This is a genomic window from Hahnella aquatica (SeqCode) (genome assembly GCF_965194505.1).
Taxonomy (GTDB): Bacteria; Pseudomonadota; Gammaproteobacteria; order Burkholderiales; family Burkholderiaceae_A; genus Hahnella; species Hahnella aquatica.
The window spans coordinates 115,644-129,741 of the sequence record NZ_OZ239144.1 but is presented as its reverse complement, the minus strand read 5'-3'; the positions used below and the strand labels follow the sequence as shown (position 1 = coordinate 129,741).

The 14,098-nt window shown below is 64.6% G+C and carries 18 protein-coding genes; 7 read left to right on the top strand and 11 right to left on the bottom strand.

Annotated elements, in window-relative coordinates; all coding sequences use genetic code 11:
- The first annotated feature begins 9 nt into the window (after positions 1 to 9).
- Entirely contained in the window at positions 10 to 1,092 is a 1,083-nt protein-coding gene (locus tag AC8GDA_RS00665) for a pyridoxal phosphate-dependent aminotransferase (protein WP_506556407.1), read from the top strand.
- Positions 1,093 to 1,139: 47 nt separating this feature from the next.
- On the opposite strand, the gene hisD is transcribed toward AC8GDA_RS00665, so the two are convergent.
- From hisD to AC8GDA_RS00610, 11 genes are read right to left on the bottom strand one after another with little or no spacing between them, the layout of a single operon-like run.
- A complete protein-coding gene (hisD, locus tag AC8GDA_RS00660; RefSeq protein WP_506556406.1) occupies positions 1,140 to 2,450 on the bottom strand; it encodes a histidinol dehydrogenase in 1,311 nt (436 codons plus the stop codon).
- 2 nt (positions 2,451 to 2,452) lie between these two features.
- Positions 2,453 to 3,091 carry an ATP phosphoribosyltransferase gene (gene hisG / locus AC8GDA_RS00655; protein ID WP_506556405.1) on the bottom strand — a complete coding sequence of 213 codons (639 nt, stop codon included), beginning with the start codon at positions 3,089 to 3,091 and terminating at the stop codon, positions 2,453 to 2,455.
- Entirely contained in the window at positions 3,088 to 4,359 is a 1,272-nt protein-coding gene (murA, locus tag AC8GDA_RS00650) for a UDP-N-acetylglucosamine 1-carboxyvinyltransferase (RefSeq protein WP_506556404.1), read from the bottom strand. The genes hisG and murA overlap by 4 nt, the downstream gene beginning before the upstream one ends.
- A gap of 9 nt (positions 4,360 to 4,368) precedes the next feature.
- The gene (locus AC8GDA_RS00645) at positions 4,369 to 4,614 is read right to left on the bottom strand and encodes a BolA family protein (protein ID WP_506556403.1); all 246 of its coding nucleotides are present in this window, start codon (positions 4,612 to 4,614) and stop codon (positions 4,369 to 4,371) included.
- A gap of 4 nt (positions 4,615 to 4,618) precedes the next feature.
- Positions 4,619 to 5,365, bottom strand: coding sequence for an ABC transporter ATP-binding protein (locus tag AC8GDA_RS00640; protein WP_506556402.1), 747 nt, complete (start codon positions 5,363 to 5,365; stop codon positions 4,619 to 4,621).
- Positions 5,362 to 5,673, bottom strand: a complete 312-nt coding sequence (locus AC8GDA_RS00635; RefSeq protein WP_506556401.1) for an STAS domain-containing protein — start codon at positions 5,671 to 5,673, stop codon at positions 5,362 to 5,364. Before AC8GDA_RS00635 ends, AC8GDA_RS00640 begins: the two co-directional genes overlap by 4 nt.
- Entirely contained in the window at positions 5,663 to 6,328 is a 666-nt protein-coding gene (locus tag AC8GDA_RS00630; RefSeq protein ID WP_506556400.1) for an MlaC/ttg2D family ABC transporter substrate-binding protein, read from the bottom strand. Before AC8GDA_RS00630 ends, AC8GDA_RS00635 begins: the two co-directional genes overlap by 11 nt.
- A complete protein-coding gene (locus AC8GDA_RS00625) occupies positions 6,325 to 7,083 on the bottom strand; it encodes an MlaA family lipoprotein (protein WP_506556399.1) in 759 nt (252 codons plus the stop codon). Before AC8GDA_RS00625 ends, AC8GDA_RS00630 begins: the two co-directional genes overlap by 4 nt.
- On the bottom strand, positions 7,080 to 7,565 hold the full coding sequence (gene mlaD, locus AC8GDA_RS00620; RefSeq protein ID WP_506556398.1) for an outer membrane lipid asymmetry maintenance protein MlaD: 486 nt from the start codon (positions 7,563 to 7,565) through the stop codon (positions 7,080 to 7,082). The genes AC8GDA_RS00625 and mlaD overlap by 4 nt, the downstream gene beginning before the upstream one ends.
- A 12-nt stretch (positions 7,566 to 7,577) precedes the next feature.
- A complete protein-coding gene (gene mlaE, locus AC8GDA_RS00615; protein WP_506557161.1) occupies positions 7,578 to 8,339 on the bottom strand; it encodes a lipid asymmetry maintenance ABC transporter permease subunit MlaE in 762 nt (253 codons plus the stop codon).
- Positions 8,340 to 8,361: 22 nt separating this feature from the next.
- A complete protein-coding gene (locus AC8GDA_RS00610; RefSeq protein ID WP_506556397.1) occupies positions 8,362 to 9,204 on the bottom strand; it encodes an ABC transporter ATP-binding protein in 843 nt (280 codons plus the stop codon).
- Positions 9,205 to 9,245: 41 nt separating this feature from the next.
- Between AC8GDA_RS00610 and AC8GDA_RS00605 the strand changes: the two genes are divergently transcribed.
- From AC8GDA_RS00605 to rpoN, 6 genes are read left to right on the top strand one after another with little or no spacing between them, the layout of a single operon-like run.
- Positions 9,246 to 10,229: a KpsF/GutQ family sugar-phosphate isomerase gene (locus AC8GDA_RS00605; protein WP_506556396.1), complete on the top strand. Its 984-nt coding sequence runs from the start codon at positions 9,246 to 9,248 to the stop codon at positions 10,227 to 10,229.
- A complete protein-coding gene (locus tag AC8GDA_RS00600; RefSeq protein WP_506556395.1) occupies positions 10,229 to 10,741 on the top strand; it encodes a KdsC family phosphatase in 513 nt (170 codons plus the stop codon). Before AC8GDA_RS00605 ends, AC8GDA_RS00600 begins: the two co-directional genes overlap by 1 nt.
- Entirely contained in the window at positions 10,738 to 11,316 is a 579-nt protein-coding gene (gene lptC, locus AC8GDA_RS00595) for an LPS export ABC transporter periplasmic protein LptC (protein ID WP_506556394.1), read from the top strand. The genes AC8GDA_RS00600 and lptC overlap by 4 nt, the downstream gene beginning before the upstream one ends.
- An 8-nt stretch (positions 11,317 to 11,324) precedes the next feature.
- Positions 11,325 to 11,858 carry a lipopolysaccharide transport periplasmic protein LptA gene (gene lptA / locus AC8GDA_RS00590; RefSeq protein ID WP_506556393.1) on the top strand — a complete coding sequence of 178 codons (534 nt, stop codon included), beginning with the start codon at positions 11,325 to 11,327 and terminating at the stop codon, positions 11,856 to 11,858.
- On the top strand, positions 11,855 to 12,625 hold the full coding sequence (gene lptB, locus AC8GDA_RS00585) for an LPS export ABC transporter ATP-binding protein (RefSeq protein WP_506556392.1): 771 nt from the start codon (positions 11,855 to 11,857) through the stop codon (positions 12,623 to 12,625). The genes lptA and lptB overlap by 4 nt, the downstream gene beginning before the upstream one ends.
- A 2-nt stretch (positions 12,626 to 12,627) precedes the next feature.
- Entirely contained in the window at positions 12,628 to 14,094 is a 1,467-nt protein-coding gene (rpoN, locus tag AC8GDA_RS00580) for an RNA polymerase factor sigma-54 (protein ID WP_506556391.1), read from the top strand.
- The last annotated feature ends 4 nt before the right edge of the window (positions 14,095 to 14,098 follow it).

Below are 14,098 nucleotides of genomic sequence, written 5' to 3'. Positions count from 1 at the left end.
AGTCGCGCGATGAACCCGTTTTGGAGCCCTGTGGTGGGGCAGTTGTCCCCCTACATTCCAGGTGAGCAGCCCCAGGTCGATGGGCTCATCAAGCTCAACACCAACGAGAATCCGTATCCGCCGTCTCCAAAGGTGGTCGAAGCCATTCGTGCCGTGCTCGGGGCCGACGGCGATCGGCTTCGCCTCTACCCAGACCCTCAATCGCTTGCGCTTCGCACGGCTGCCGCCGACTTGCATGGCCTCACGGCCGACCATGTCTTCGCCGGCAATGGCTCCGATGAGGTGCTCGCCTTTGTCTTTCAGGGCCTGCTCCACCACAGTGAGCCCCTGGTGTGTCCCGACATCACCTACAGCTTTTATCCCAGTTACTGCCGGCTCTATGGCCTGTCGCACCAGACACTGCAGCTCAACGATGCCTTCGAGCTCGACCTCTCGGCCGTGCCAGCCTCCGCACGCGCACTGATCTTTCCGAACCCCAACGCGCCCACTGGACGGGCATTGGCGCGCAGTGTCATTGAGCAGTTCCTGGTCGCCCGTCCCGAGACCTTGGTGGTGGTCGATGAGGCCTATGTGGACTTCGGTGCCGAGTCGTGTGCGCCCTTGGTCGCCTCTCATGCGAACCTGCTGGTGACCCAGTCGCTCTCGAAGTCACGTGCACTGGCCGGCATGCGGGTGGGCCTGGCCTTTGGTCAGCCCGGGCTTTTAGAGGCCCTCATCCGCATCAAGGACAGCTTCAACTCCTACCCGTTGGATCGGCTGGCCGGTGCGGCCGCGGTGGCCGCAATGTCGGACACAGACTGGCTTGAGCGCAATCGCCAGAAGGTGATGCACTCACGGGACTGGCTCACCCAGCGCCTGTTCGCGCTCGGATTTGAGGTGCTGCCCTCGATGGCCAACTTCGTCTTTGCCCGGCACCCCGAACAAGAGGCTGCCATGCTGGCCGATGGCCTGCGGGCTCGAAAGATTCTGGTTCGGCATTTCGACAAGCCCCGCATCCACGACCGACTGCGCATCACCGTGGGCACGCAGCCTCAGTGCGAGGCGCTGGTCGATGCCCTGACGGCACTCACCAGCAACGACCCAGCCCGATAGACGGCGAGCCGAACGCACGCAGCTCGCGTGCGTGGCCCGCATGTCAGCTAACTTTTGAGGCGAAGTTCCGCGGCCCGGGCATGCGCCGGCAGGTGCTCACCCCAGGCGAGCGTGGAGGCCACACGCCCCAGTACTTGAGCGCCCGCCTCGGTCACGTGAATGAGTGAGGTGCGCTTCTGAAAGTCATAGACCCCCAAGGGCGATGAGAAGCGGGCGGTCTGCATGGTCGGCAGCACATGATTGGGCCCTGCACAGTAATCGCCAATGGATTCAGATGCGTAGCGGCCCATGAAGATTGCGCCGGCATGCCGAATTTGGTCGGCCCAGCGCTCGGGCTCATCTGTAGAGACCTCGAGGTGCTCGGGCGCGATTTGCGAGGCGAGTTCACAGGCCTCCTCGAGGCTTCGGGTGAGGATGAAGAGACCCCGATTGCGCAGAGACGTCTCAATGACCGCACGCCGGGGCATGTCCGGCAGGAGGCGGTCGATCGAGGCCTGAACCTTGTCGATGTAGGCAGCGTCGGGCGTGAGCAGAATGGACTGGGCCAACTCATCGTGCTCGGCCTGGGAGAAGAGATCCATGGCGACCCAGTCGGGGTCAGTCTTGCCGTCGCAGATCACCAGAATCTCGGAGGGGCCGGCAATCATGTCGATGCCCACCTTGCCAAAGACCTGGCGCTTGGCCTCGGCCACATAGGCGTTGCCCGGGCCCACGATCTTGTCCACCGCGGGAATGGTCTGCGTGCCATAGGCCAGGGCGGCCACGGCCTGGGCGCCGCCCACCGTGAAAACCCGGTCCACACCCGCGAGGTGCGCGGCGGCCAGCACCAAGGGATTGCGCTCCCCATCGGGTGTGGGCACCACCATGACAATCTCGGGCACCCCCGCCACCTTCGCAGGCAGCGCATTCATGAGCACGGAGGATGGATAGGCGGCCTTGCCGCCGGGCACATAGAGGCCTGCCCGATCCAATGGGGAGACGCGCTGGCCCAAGGTGGAGCCGTGGGCATCGGTGATGGACCAGGACGCCTGACGCTGGGCCTCATGAAAGACACGAATCCGATCGGCGGCCACGGCCAGCGCCTCTCGATGCTCCGCCGACAGGCCCTCGTGAGCCGCCTTGAGCGCCGAGGCGGGAAGCTCCAGGGCCTGGGCCGATGAGACCTTGAGCCGATCAAAGGCTGCGGTGTACTCCATCACAGCCTCGTCGCCACGACGGCGCACCTCGGCCAGAATGCCCTTGACCGTGGCCGAGATGGCGTCGTCCTGGCCCGCCTCATGGGCCAGCATCTTGATCAGCTTCGGCTGGAAATCCGGCTGGGTGGTGGCGAGGCGAGCGATGGGCAATGGCGTGGACATGGTCAGGCCTTGGATTGTCGGGCGAAGTCTTCAATGATGGGTGCAAGGGCCGCATGCTGGGTCTTCAAGGCGGTCTGGTTCACGATCAGCCGCGAGCTCACCTGGGCAATGGCCTCCACCTCGACCAGGCCATTGGCCGCCAAGGTGGCACCGGTGGAGACCAGGTCGACGATGACATCTGCAAGGCCCACCAAGGGGGCGAGCTCCATCGAGCCATAGAGCTTGATGAGGTCTGCATGCACCCCACGCGACTCAAAGAACTGCCGGGCCGTCTGCAGGTATTTGGTGGCCACCCGCACACGAGCGCCGCGGCGAAGCTTGTCGGCCACATCCATGCCCACGGGCGCAGCAAGGCTCATGCGGCAGCGGCCAATGCCCAGATCGACCGGCTGGTACAGGCCATTGCCACCGTGCTCCACCAGGACATCCGAGCCGGCGATGCCCAGGTCGGCCGCGCCGAACTGCACATAGGTGGGCACGTCACTGGCACGCACGATGAGCAGGCGCAGGTCGGGGCGATTGGTCTGCAGGATGAGCCTTCGGGAGGTGTCAGGGTCTTCGGCCGGGCGAATGCCCATGCCCTGGAGCATGGGAAGGGCCTCTTCAAAGAGGCGGCCCTTGGACAAGGCCAGTGTGATCATGCCGACACCCTTTTCACGCGGGCCCCGAGGCCCACAAGTTTTTGTTCCATCCGGTCGTAGCCGCGGTCGAGGTGGTAGATGCGATCGATGTCGGTGGTGCCTTCAGCCACCAGGCCCGCAATGACCAGGCCTGCAGAGGCGCGCAGGTCGGTGGCCATGACCCTTGCGCCGGTGAGACGGGAGACACCCTTGACCACGGCCGTGTGGCCATCGATCTCGATCTGCGCACCGAGCCTGCGCATCTCTTGGACATGCATGAACCGGTTTTCGAAGATGGTCTCCACCACCATGCCCGTGCCATTTGCAATGGCGTTGACCGCCATGAGCTGGGCCTGCATGTCGGTGGCAAAGCCCGGGTATGGGGCCGTACGAACATTGACGGACCGCGGACGGCCACTGGCCCTGGCCAGAATGCCGTCGTCGGTCGACTGCCAGTCGAGCCCAGCCTCTTGGAGTTTGTCGAGTGTGGCGCCCATCTGGTCGGCCCGAGCCCCCAGGGCGGTGAGTTCTCCACCCGTGGCCATGACCGCGCACAGGAAGGTGCCTGCCTCGATGCGGTCGGGCATGACGGTGTGCTCGGCCCCGTGCAGGGCCTCCACGCCGCGGATGGTGATGCGGTCTGTGCCCGCACCCTCAATCTGTGCACCCATGGACTGAAGCACCACGGCCAGGTCGACCACCTCGGGCTCGCAGGCTGCGTTCTCGATGACGGTGGTGCCCTCGGCCAGGCAGGCCGCCATCATGAGGTTCTCGGTGCCGGTGACCGTGACCATGTCGGTGGAAATGCGGGCACCCTTGAGGCGGCCGGCGCGTGCCTTGATGTAGCCATGGTCGATCTCGATCTGCGCACCCATGGCGGTGAGGCCTTTGATGTGCTGGTCCACGGGGCGCTGACCAATCGCGCAGCCCCCGGGCAGGCTCACCAAGGCCTCACCAAATCGGGCGAGCATGGGGCCGAGCACGAGCACCGAGGCGCGCATGGTCTTGACCAATTCATAGGGCGCCTCGAGCCGGTCGATGCGGTCGGCCTGCAGGGTGAGGGTCTCTTGGCCGTCGACCGACTGGGCATGCCGCTCACAGCGCAGGCCCATGCCTTCGAGGAGCTTGCGCATGGTGGCCACATCCCGCAGGGGCGGCACGTTGTGCAAGACCAGGGGTGCATCGGTGAGCAGGCCGGCGCAGAGAATGGGCAGGGCGGCATTCTTGGCCCCAGAAATTCGGACGCGGCCATGAAGGGGCTGGCCCCCTTGAATCTGAAAACGATCCATGAAGGGGCCTTAGGCGCCGGACTGCTCGGCCCATTCGGCCGGCGTGAGGGTCTTCATCGACAGGGCATGGATCTCCTGGCGCATGCGATCGCCCAGGGCGCCATAGACGAGCTGATGGCGGGCGATCAGACGCTTGCCCTCAAAGGCCGCACTGACAATCACGGCCTCGAAGTGATGGCCATCGCCATCGACTGCAAGGTGCTCGCAGGCCAGGCCCTCGCGGATGTACTGCTCAATGTTTTTGGGTGTCACCATGCCGCTATTCTACGGCGACCCCTTGGAAGACTCGACGGAAGACCTGCTCCAGGCGGTTCACCCCTTGGGTCTGCGACAAGAGGTCTGACGTCTGCCCCTCCAGGGCCAATTCACCCCGCCGCAGGAAGGCCAGCCCACGGCAGAGTTGCTCGGCCTCCTCGAGGTAGTGGGTGGTGAGCAGAATGGTGTGGCCCTTGTCATTGAGGCCGCGAATGAACTGCCAGAGGCTTTCTCGCAGTTGGATGTCCACCCCGGCGGTGGGCTCATCGAGCACGATCACCGCGGGACGATGGACCAAGGCCTGGGCCACCAGCACCCGACGCTTCATGCCACCGGACAGGGCGCGAAGGTTGGTGTCGGCCTTGTCGGAGAGGCCGAGCGCCACGAGCAGTTCATCGATCCAGTCGTCGTTGCGCAGCAGACCAAAGAAGCCCGACTGAATGCGCAGGGTCTCGCGCACCGTAAAGAACGGGTCGAAGACCAGTTCTTGGGGCACCACACCGAGCCGCCGCCGAGCCTCAGAAGGGTGCGTGGCCACATCAAAGCCCATGACCTCGGCGCGGCCAGCGCTTGGGCGGGTGAGCCCCGCCATGATCTGAATGAGGGTGGTCTTTCCGGCGCCGTTGGGGCCGAGCAGGCCGAAGAAGTCGCCCTGCTCGATCTGAAGGCTGACATCGCGCAGGGCACAAAAGCCGGTGTCTGGGTGACCGTAGACCTTGGTCACCCCCTGCAGGCAGACGGCAGGCGTCATGCCGTGGGCAGCAGCGCGTCGACGGAGGAGAGCTTGGCCAGTTCCAGGAGTGCGGGCGGCATGCCCGACCAGACCAGCCGAATGCCACGCTGCTGCGCCTGCCGCGTGAGTGCCAGAAGCACCGTGAGGGCGGAGGTGTCGACCTTGCCGAGGGCCGCGAGATTCATGACCACCGTCTGGCCAGCCGAGGTGCCTCGGATGGCCTCCTCGAGTTCAGCAGCAGCCATTTGAAGCACCGCGGGCGCCAACTGCAGCGTGAGCGGCCCCGTGAACGCACGGGGCCCGACGAAGATGGATTCAGGAGCCACGGGCGACGGACGACTGCCGCAGGGACTTGTTCTTCGACTGAAGTGCAGCGATGAGCCCATCGATGCCGCGGGCACCCACCAATTGGGAGAACTGGCTGCGGTAATGGTCGACCAGCCACAGGCCCAGCACATTAAAGTCGTAGATCCTCCAGCCGGCAGGCGTCTTGTGCAGGCGGTAATCGAGCTGAATGGGCTCCTTGCCCGTTCGCAGCACAAAGGTGCGCACCACGACATCTTGGTCTTCAGGCGCGTAACGGGCGGGCCTCACCTGAACCGTGGTGTCTTGCACCTGACGCAGGGCATCGGCATAGGTGAGGAGCAACAGCTCACGAAAGGCTGCCATGAGCTGTTCCTGCTGGGCCGGCGAGGCTCGGCGCCAATGGATGCCCACGGTGAGCGCTGTCATCTTGGAGAAGTCGACCACCGGCATGACCCGCTGGTCGACAAGCGCATTCATCCGATTGAGGTCGCCCTGCTGAAGGCTGCGGTCGGCGCGAACCGTGTCCAGGATGTCTTGGGTGACCACCTTGATGAGGTCATCGGGCGAGGCCGCTCGCGGCTGCGCATTGGCAAGGCCCGGGGCCAAGGCCACCAGGGCCGCAAGCGTCAGCGCGCAGGACGCAACGCGGGGACGAATGAAGGTGAGGGACATCATGGCGAGGCCTTTGAAGAAGCGGTCTCGCCATTAGAAACCTGCTGGGCCCGTCTTGCCAAATAGGCATCACGCACCGAGAGGTATCGGTCGAATGAGAGGGCATCGAGCGTGGACTCCATACCCAAGAGGCCTGCCCGAGTGTCGATCACGCGTGTGCCCCGCACCGTCCATTCAGTGGAGGTGTCAACGGTAAAAATCTGGTCAAAAGGGTCGGTGGCAAAGTCTGCCACCGTGCCCACAGTGTCACGGGCCGTGCTCGGGCCCAGCAGTGGCAGCACAATGTAAGCCCCAGGCTCCGCACCCCAGCGGCCAAAGGTCTGGCCGAAATCTTCCTTGGTCTTGGGCAGCCCCATGTCACTGGCGGGGTCCGCAAGGCCAAGGATGCCGATGGTGGTGTTCACCAGCACGCGGCCTGCCGTCTGGCCCGCCTTGGTTCCCTCTCCCTGCAACAAATGGTGGATCGTGGTGACCATGTCTGAAAGGTTGCCGAAGAAATTGCCCACTCCCTTTTGAATGGGGTCGGGGACATGGTTGCGATAGCCCTGGGCCACGGGCTTGAGGATGGCCTCGTCAACCTCGGTGTTGAAATCGAACATGGCCCGGTTGTAGCGCTCGAATGGGTCGCGCGGGTCGGACTGATGGCCCTCGGGCAGGCTTGCACAGCCCGCGGCCAAGGCCAAAAACGTGCCCAGACAGGCCAGGCGCATCCATTGCACCAGGGCAGCCGGCACAGCCAGGCAGATGCGAGGCGTCATTTCAGGCCCCCAGACTTGTCATCGGCAGCCCCGCCGGTGTCCCGGTTGTAGAGAAACTGGGAAATGATGTTCTCGAGCACGACTGCCGACTGGGTGAGGGTGATGCGATCGTTGTCCTTGAGCATTTGGTCGTCGGCCCCTGGCAGCAGGCCGATGTATTTCTCACCCAAGAGGCCTGCCGTGAGAATTTGGGCCGAACTGTCTTTGGGGAAGTCCACGCTGGAATCAATGTCCAGCAAGACCCTGGCCTGGTAGCGTTGGTCGTCAAAGTCGATGCTGCGCACCCGGCCCACCACCACGCCAGCACTGCGCACCGCCGCCCGTGGCTTGAGGCCACCGATGTCATCGAAGAAGGCCACCACGGTGTAACTCGGCCCCGAGGCCATGCTCGTGAGGTTGCTCACCTTGAGTGACAAAAAGAGGAGTGCGGCCAGGCCAATCAGAACAAACAGGCCGACCAGCACATTGATGGTTCTTTGCATGTTGAAAGCCTATCAGAGCGCGCCGAACATCAGGGCGGTGAGCATGAAGTCCAGGCCGAGGATGGCCAAGGAACCGACGACCACCGTCTGGGTGGTGGCACGGGACACGCCTTCAGGGGTTGGCCGACAGGAGTAGCCCATGTAGAGGGCCACAAGCGTGACGGTGAAGCCAAAGACCACGCTCTTGATCACGCCATTGACGATGTCCCCAGAAAAGTCGACCCCCTCGGACATCTGTGACCAGAAGGCACCCGGGTCCACGCCGATGAGCACGACCCCCACCAGCCAGCCACCCAGCACCCCCACGGCCGAGAACATCGCCGCGAGCAAGGGCATGGCGATGACTCCCCCGGCAAAACGTGGCCCAAGGATGCGCGCCACCGGGTCGACGGCCATGGCCTCCAAGGCTGAGAGCTGCTCGCCGGCCTTCATGAGCCCGATCTCGGCCGTGAGTGAGGTGCCCGCCCGGCCTGCAAAGAGCAATGCCGTGATGACCGGGCCCAGTTCGCGCACCAAAGAAAGCGCGACCAGAAGGCCCAAGGCCTCCTCGGAGCCATAGCGGCGCAGGGTGTAGTAGCCCTGTAGCCCCAACACCAGGCCCACAAAGAGCCCAGAGACGAGAATGATGGCCAGGGAATGGTTGCCCAGAAAGTGCACCTGGCCGGCCACCAGCCCCGGCCTGCGCAGAATGGCTGGCAGACGGGCCAGCAGTTGGAACACCAGGCGCATGAAGCCACCAAGGCCCTCGAGCACGCTCAGCACCCCAGCGCCCAGCCGCGCGATGCGGTCCAGTGGCTTAGGCGCGCGGGCCACGCAAAAACTCCTCGGCTGCAGGTCGGGCCGGCATGTGAAAGGCGACCGGGCCGTCTTCATCGCCAGCCAGGAACTGCCGCACGTAAGGATCGCTCGAGGCTCGCAGTTCGGCTGGCGTGCCCAAGGCCACGAGGTGTGCACCCTTTGCGGAAGGCGCCAGCACGGCCACCCGATCGGCGATCTCAAAGGTCTCGGCTACGTCGTGGGTCACCACCACCGAACTGGCGCCCAGGGCGCGATTGAGACGGCGAATGAGGCGGGCCGTCACCCCGAGCGAGATGGGATCGAGGCCTGCGAAGGGCTCGTCGTACAGGATGAGTTCTGGGTCCAGGGCAATGGCCCGGGCCAAGGCGACTCGGCGGGCCATGCCACCGGAGATTTCGCTGGGCATCAGGTCTGCAGCACCCCGCAGGCCCACCGACTCCAGCTTGAGCAGCACCAGGTCTCGAAGCATGGGCTCGGGCAACTCCGCATGCTCGCGCAACGGGAAGGCGACATTCTCAAAGCAGGACAAATCAGTAAAGAGAGCACCAAACTGAAAGAGCAGGCCCATGCGCCGGCGGATCTCATAGAGCGCGGCACGATCCTGGGTCTGAACCACACGGCCAAAGACCCGAACCTGTCCGCGGCTGGGCCGCACGAGCCCGGCCATCAGGCGCAGCAGGGTGGTCTTCCCAACGCCGGAGCCTCCCATGAGGGCGAGCACTTCCCCGCGGGCGACTTCAAAGCTCAGGTCATCAATGATGGTGCGTGCGCCGTAGGCAAAGCGCACGTTCTCAAAGACGAGCGTGGGCTCTGATGCAAGCGAAGGTTGGTGTGGAGGCATGTCTGGGCATTGTAGCGATTGGCTTCCCTTACACTTCTCGCATGTCAACAGACTCCTCACCAGAGGCCGTGCTCGGGCGCCTTCGGCGCGTGATCCAAATGGAGGCCGAGGCCATTGCAGGCCTGGCAGCACAGTTGACACCCGCGGCCGCCCAGGCCGTGGACTGGATCGTGGGACTCGAAGGCCGTCTGGTGGTCACCGGCATGGGCAAGAGTGGACACGTGGCCCGCAAGCTCGCCGCCACCTTTGCCTCCACCGGAACACCAGCCTTCTTTGTGCACCCCGCCGAGGCACGGCACGGGGACCTCGGCATGGTTCAGGCCCAAGACCTCGTGCTCGCCCTCTCCTACTCGGGCGAGACGGACGAACTTCGATTCATTGCCCCACACCTTCGGCGCATGGGTGCCCGACTCATTGCCATCACGGGTCACGCGCAGTCGACCCTGGCCCAGCTCGCCGACATTCACCTGTTGGCCGCCGTTTCAGAGGAAGCCTGCCCTCACAACCTGGCCCCGACATCGAGCACCACCGCAGCCCTGGTGCTGGGCGATGCCCTCGCGGTGGCGGTGCTCGAGCGGCGCAACTTCGGGCCCGACGACTTCGCGCGTTCGCACCCCGGCGGGAGCCTTGGTCGGCGGCTGCTGGTGCGGGTGGCCGATGTCATGCGAACCGGCGACCAGCTTCCTGCGGTGCGAAGCAGCGTGCGACTGACCGATGCCTTGGCCGAGATGAGTGCCAAACGAATGGGCATGACCTGCGTGGTGGACGACCAGAACAAGCTGCTCGGGCTCTTCACCGACGGCGACCTGCGTCGCCTGTTGGGCGAGGGTCGGCTGAGCCCAGACCAGCCCGTGTCACAGGCCATGACCCCGGGCGGACGAACCATTTCTGCCGATGCGCTGGCCACCGAGGCGGCCCACCTGATGGACACCAGCCGGATCAACCACCTGTTGGTGGTCAACGAGGCGGGCCAGTTGGTGGGCGCCGTCGGCCTGCACGACCTGCTTGAGGCGAAGATCCTCTAATGGTGGGCAGCAGCCTGCGTCGAGACCCCGCAGCGGCCGCCCGTGCGCTGGCCTTCATGTTCTTCGATGTCGACGGCGTGATGACCGATGGGGGCCTTTATTACGATGCGGCCGGCGAGGCCCTCAAGCGTTTTCATGTGCTCGATGGGCACGGCCTGAAGGCACTGCAGGCGGCCGGCGTGGGGGTTGGGATTCTGAGTGGCCGCAGCCACCCCTCGGTGCTGCACAGGGCCCACGAACTGGGCATCACACAGGTGCTGCTCGGCTGTGACGACAAGCGCGCGGCCTTCCACCAATGGCTCGCCACCAGTGGCCTGTCGGCCAGCGCCTGCGGCCACATGGGAGATGACCTTGCAGACCTTCCGGTGATGACCGAGGTAGGTCTGGCCGCCAGTGTCTGCAATGGCCATGCAGATGTATTGGCCCAGGCCGACTGGGTCTCCACCCGGCCGGGCGGCGACGGTGCCGTGCGGGAACTCTGCGACTTCATCTTGAAGGCCCGAGCCAGATGAACCGCTGGTCCGACCGCATCGGCACCCTGCTCTCGGTGGTTCTTCTGGGGGCACTGGCCGCGGCCTCCTACCTGCTCTCGGAGTGGGCCCTGCAGCCAGACTGGCAAAAAGCGTCTGCCACCCGAACGGGCCCCACGGCTTATGTCTATGGGGCCACCATCGTGCGCAGCAATTCGGAAGGCTTTCCAGCGCAACGCATTCAGACCCCAGAGATCGAGCAGTTGGCCGACGGGCAGTCCTTCTTTACCGAGCCCGTCGTGGTGACCCTGCGGCCCGATCGGCCACCCATCATGGCCACAGCCTTGCGCGGCGAGGTGAGTTCAGACCAGTCGGTGGTGACCTTAAAAAAGACCGTGGTGGTAACCCGCCAAGCCTATGAGACCGACCCTGCGGTTCGGGTCGAGACCGAGAGCCTGACCTTCCTGGTCAATGAAGACCTGGCCCGAACGGCAGACCCTGTGATGATCTACCGCGGCGCCTCAACCCTGTATGGTGTGGGCATGACCTTGAATCAGAAAACAGATCAGGTGACGATTCTGGCTGACAGCAGAATGGTGTTGCCCAAACAGAAATGAGTCTGCCCATGCGAGATGGCCTCGTTCTCTCTCAATTCATGGTGGCCCTCATGATGGTCGGTGGCCTTGTGTCCACTGCACAGGCCGCCAAGGCCGACCGAGATGCCCCCACCAAGATCGATGCAGACCGCCTCGACCACGACGAACAAAAGCTTGTCACCGTATTCACCGGCAACGTGGTGCTCACCAAAGGAAGCTTGGTGCTGCGAGGCGATCGGCTCGAGCTGCGGCAGCAGCCTGATGGTACCTCCCAGGGCGTGGTCACGGGCCAGCCGGCCCGCTTCCGTCAGAAGCGAGAAGGGGTCGACGAGTGGATGGTGGGGGAGAGCCTTCAAATCGATTACGACAGCAAGACCGAGATCGCGATTCTTTCTGAACAGGCTGTCATGCGACGCCTGGCGGGCGAGTCGGCCATGGACCAGGTCGCTGGCGATCGCGTGGTCTACAACAATGTCACCGAGGTCTATGGGGTGGAGGTCAAGCCTGGCCAGACCCGCGCCCGCATGACCCTCATGCCCAGGCCCGCCCAGCCCGCCGAATGACCGCAGCCGGCACCAGCGCCTCCCCGATCAGCACGCTTCAGGTCAGCAAGCTGCGAAAGGGCTACCAAGGTCGGCTGGTGGTGAAGGAAGTGTCGATGTCGGTCTCCAGTGGGGAAGTCACCGGGCTGCTCGGCCCCAACGGGGCGGGCAAGACCACCTGCTTCTACATGATCGTGGGCCTGGTGCCCGCCGATGCGGGCTCGATTGTGCTCGATGGCCAAGACCTCACCCACCAGCCCATTCACCGACGGGCCCGTGCCGGGCTCTCCTACCTTCCCCAGGAGGCCTCGGTCTTTCGTCGCCTGAGCGTGTCGGACAACATTCGAGCGGTGCTCGAACTGCAGGTCGATGGGAATGGCCAGCCTTTGGCCCCCAACGAGATCGAGACACGCCTGCAGGCCTTGCTGGAGGAACTCCAGATCAGCGGCATCGCCCAGAGCATGGGTCAGGCCTTGTCGGGTGGTGAGCGCCGTCGGGTGGAAATTGCCCGGGCACTGGCCACATCCCCGCGGTTCATTCTCTTGGACGAGCCCTTTGCCGGCGTGGACCCCATTGCGGTGATCGAGATTCAACGCATCATCCGCTACCTCAAAGACCGAGGCATCGGCGTGCTCATCACCGACCACAACGTGAGAGAGACGCTTGGCATCTGCGACCACGCCACCATCATCAATGAAGGACAGGTGCTGGCCCATGGCGACCCGGCCAGCATCGTGGACGACCCCCGTGTGCGGGAGGTCTACCTCGGCGAACATTTCCGCATGTAGCCATGAAGATCTCGCTCACCACCAAGCTTGGCCAGCAGCTGAGCCTCACACCGCAGCTTCAGCAGGCCATTCGCCTGCTGGCGCTCTCGAACCTGGAGCTGCGCCAGGAGCTCGAACGCTTCACCCAGGACAACCCGCTGCTCGAGATCGACGACCTTCGCCCCGATGGCGAGAGCAGCAGCGAGACCCCGATCGAGCAGCAGGAGGTGGCCACGTCCGAGTCGAGTGACGGGCCCGAGTCTGGGGCCGATGGCCCGGACGATTGGCCCGCCATGGAGGGCGATGGCCTGACGGACTGGCGCGGCAGTGGCGGCGGTGAGGACACCGACTACGAGCCCGGAGATGCCAAGCCCACGAGCCTGGCCGACCACCTTCGCGAACAGGCCGCGGGCCTGCACCTGAGTGAACGCGACCGGGCCTGGCTGGAGATTCTCATCGAGGGGCTCGACGAGGACGGCTACCTGCGGGATGACCCCGCAGACCTGGCCGAAGGCTTTGCAAGCGTCTTTGAGTCGCACCTGGGTGGGCCCCTGGAGGAGGACGAGCAGGCCGTGGGCCTGCGCCTGCTGCAGTCACTCGACCCGGTTGGCGTGGGCGCCCGCTCCTTGGAGGAATGCCTGCTGCTGCAGATCGAGGACTTCCTGGCTCACCACGAAGACGCACCGGAGGAGCAGGCCTGCGGCCGCCTCGCCCAACGCCTGGTTCAAGGTCACTTGGCTGAGCTCGGCAGTCTGCCGGTGACCAGCCTGGCCAAGGCCTGCGGCGAGGGCAAGGAGGATGTCTCGCAGGCGCTGGCCCTCATTCGAGGGCTCGAGCCCAAGCCCGCCGCCACCTTCCAGTCTCAGCAGGCCACCTACCTCATTCCCGATGTGCTGGTCCAACGCGACCGCCGCGGCCGATGGAGTGTTCGGCTCGCGCGGCATGCCCTGCCGCGCCTGAGCATCAATTCAGAGTACGCCAAGCTCATCAAGGACAACGGAGGCGACGGGGGCCTGCAGCAGAAACTGCAAGAGGCCCGGTGGATGATGAAGAACATTCAGCAGCGCTCCGACACCATTCTTCGGGTCTCGCAGGCGATTGTGGCCGCCCAACAGAAGTTCTTCGAGGAGGGCCCCAAATCCATGCGGCCCATGGTGCTGCGGGACATCGCCGAGGCCTGCGAACTGCACGAGTCGACCGTCTCGCGGGTGACCACCCAGAAGTTCATGCTCACCCCCTTGGGCTGCTTTGAATTGAAATACTTTTTCAGCAGCCACGTGGGCACGGATGACGGCGGCGCGGCCTCGGCCACGGCCTTGCGCGCCCAAATACAAGACTGGATCAAGGCCGAACCCGCCGAAAAACCCTTGTCGGATCAGGCCATCGCCGACCGATTTGCGGAACAGGGCGTGGTCGTGGCGCGTCGAACAGTGGCAAAGTATCGAGAGGGGCTTCGAATCCCCAGTGCCAGCCTTCGCAAGCGGGTTTAATCCA

What these genes read in the sequence shown, in the direction of transcription:
- AC8GDA_RS00665 (WP_506556407.1), top strand. Translation starts at nt 10, where the DNA reads ATGAACCCGTTTTGGAGCCCTGTGGTGGGGCAGTTGTCCCCCTACATT.
- hisD (WP_506556406.1), bottom strand. Translation starts at nt 2,450, where the DNA reads ATGTCCACGCCATTGCCCATCGCTCGCCTCGCCACCACCCAGCCGGAT.
- hisG (WP_506556405.1), bottom strand. Translation starts at nt 3,091, where the DNA reads ATGATCACACTGGCCTTGTCCAAGGGCCGCCTCTTTGAAGAGGCCCTT.
- murA (WP_506556404.1), bottom strand. Translation starts at nt 4,359, where the DNA reads ATGGATCGTTTTCAGATTCAAGGGGGCCAGCCCCTTCATGGCCGCGTC.
- AC8GDA_RS00645 (WP_506556403.1), bottom strand. Translation starts at nt 4,614, where the DNA reads ATGGTGACACCCAAAAACATTGAGCAGTACATCCGCGAGGGCCTGGCC.
- AC8GDA_RS00640 (WP_506556402.1), bottom strand. Translation starts at nt 5,365, where the DNA reads ATGACGCCTGCCGTCTGCCTGCAGGGGGTGACCAAGGTCTACGGTCAC.
- AC8GDA_RS00630 (WP_506556400.1), bottom strand. Translation starts at nt 6,328, where the DNA reads ATGATGTCCCTCACCTTCATTCGTCCCCGCGTTGCGTCCTGCGCGCTG.
- AC8GDA_RS00625 (WP_506556399.1), bottom strand. Translation starts at nt 7,083, where the DNA reads ATGACGCCTCGCATCTGCCTGGCTGTGCCGGCTGCCCTGGTGCAATGG.
- mlaD (WP_506556398.1), bottom strand. Translation starts at nt 7,565, where the DNA reads ATGCAAAGAACCATCAATGTGCTGGTCGGCCTGTTTGTTCTGATTGGC.
- AC8GDA_RS00610 (WP_506556397.1), bottom strand. Translation starts at nt 9,204, where the DNA reads ATGCCTCCACACCAACCTTCGCTTGCATCAGAGCCCACGCTCGTCTTT.
- AC8GDA_RS00605 (WP_506556396.1), top strand. Translation starts at nt 9,246, where the DNA reads ATGTCAACAGACTCCTCACCAGAGGCCGTGCTCGGGCGCCTTCGGCGC.
- AC8GDA_RS00600 (WP_506556395.1), top strand. Translation starts at nt 10,229, where the DNA reads ATGGTGGGCAGCAGCCTGCGTCGAGACCCCGCAGCGGCCGCCCGTGCG.
- lptC (WP_506556394.1), top strand. Translation starts at nt 10,738, where the DNA reads ATGAACCGCTGGTCCGACCGCATCGGCACCCTGCTCTCGGTGGTTCTT.
- lptA (WP_506556393.1), top strand. Translation starts at nt 11,325, where the DNA reads ATGCGAGATGGCCTCGTTCTCTCTCAATTCATGGTGGCCCTCATGATG.
- lptB (WP_506556392.1), top strand. Translation starts at nt 11,855, where the DNA reads ATGACCGCAGCCGGCACCAGCGCCTCCCCGATCAGCACGCTTCAGGTC.
- rpoN (WP_506556391.1), top strand. Translation starts at nt 12,628, where the DNA reads ATGAAGATCTCGCTCACCACCAAGCTTGGCCAGCAGCTGAGCCTCACA.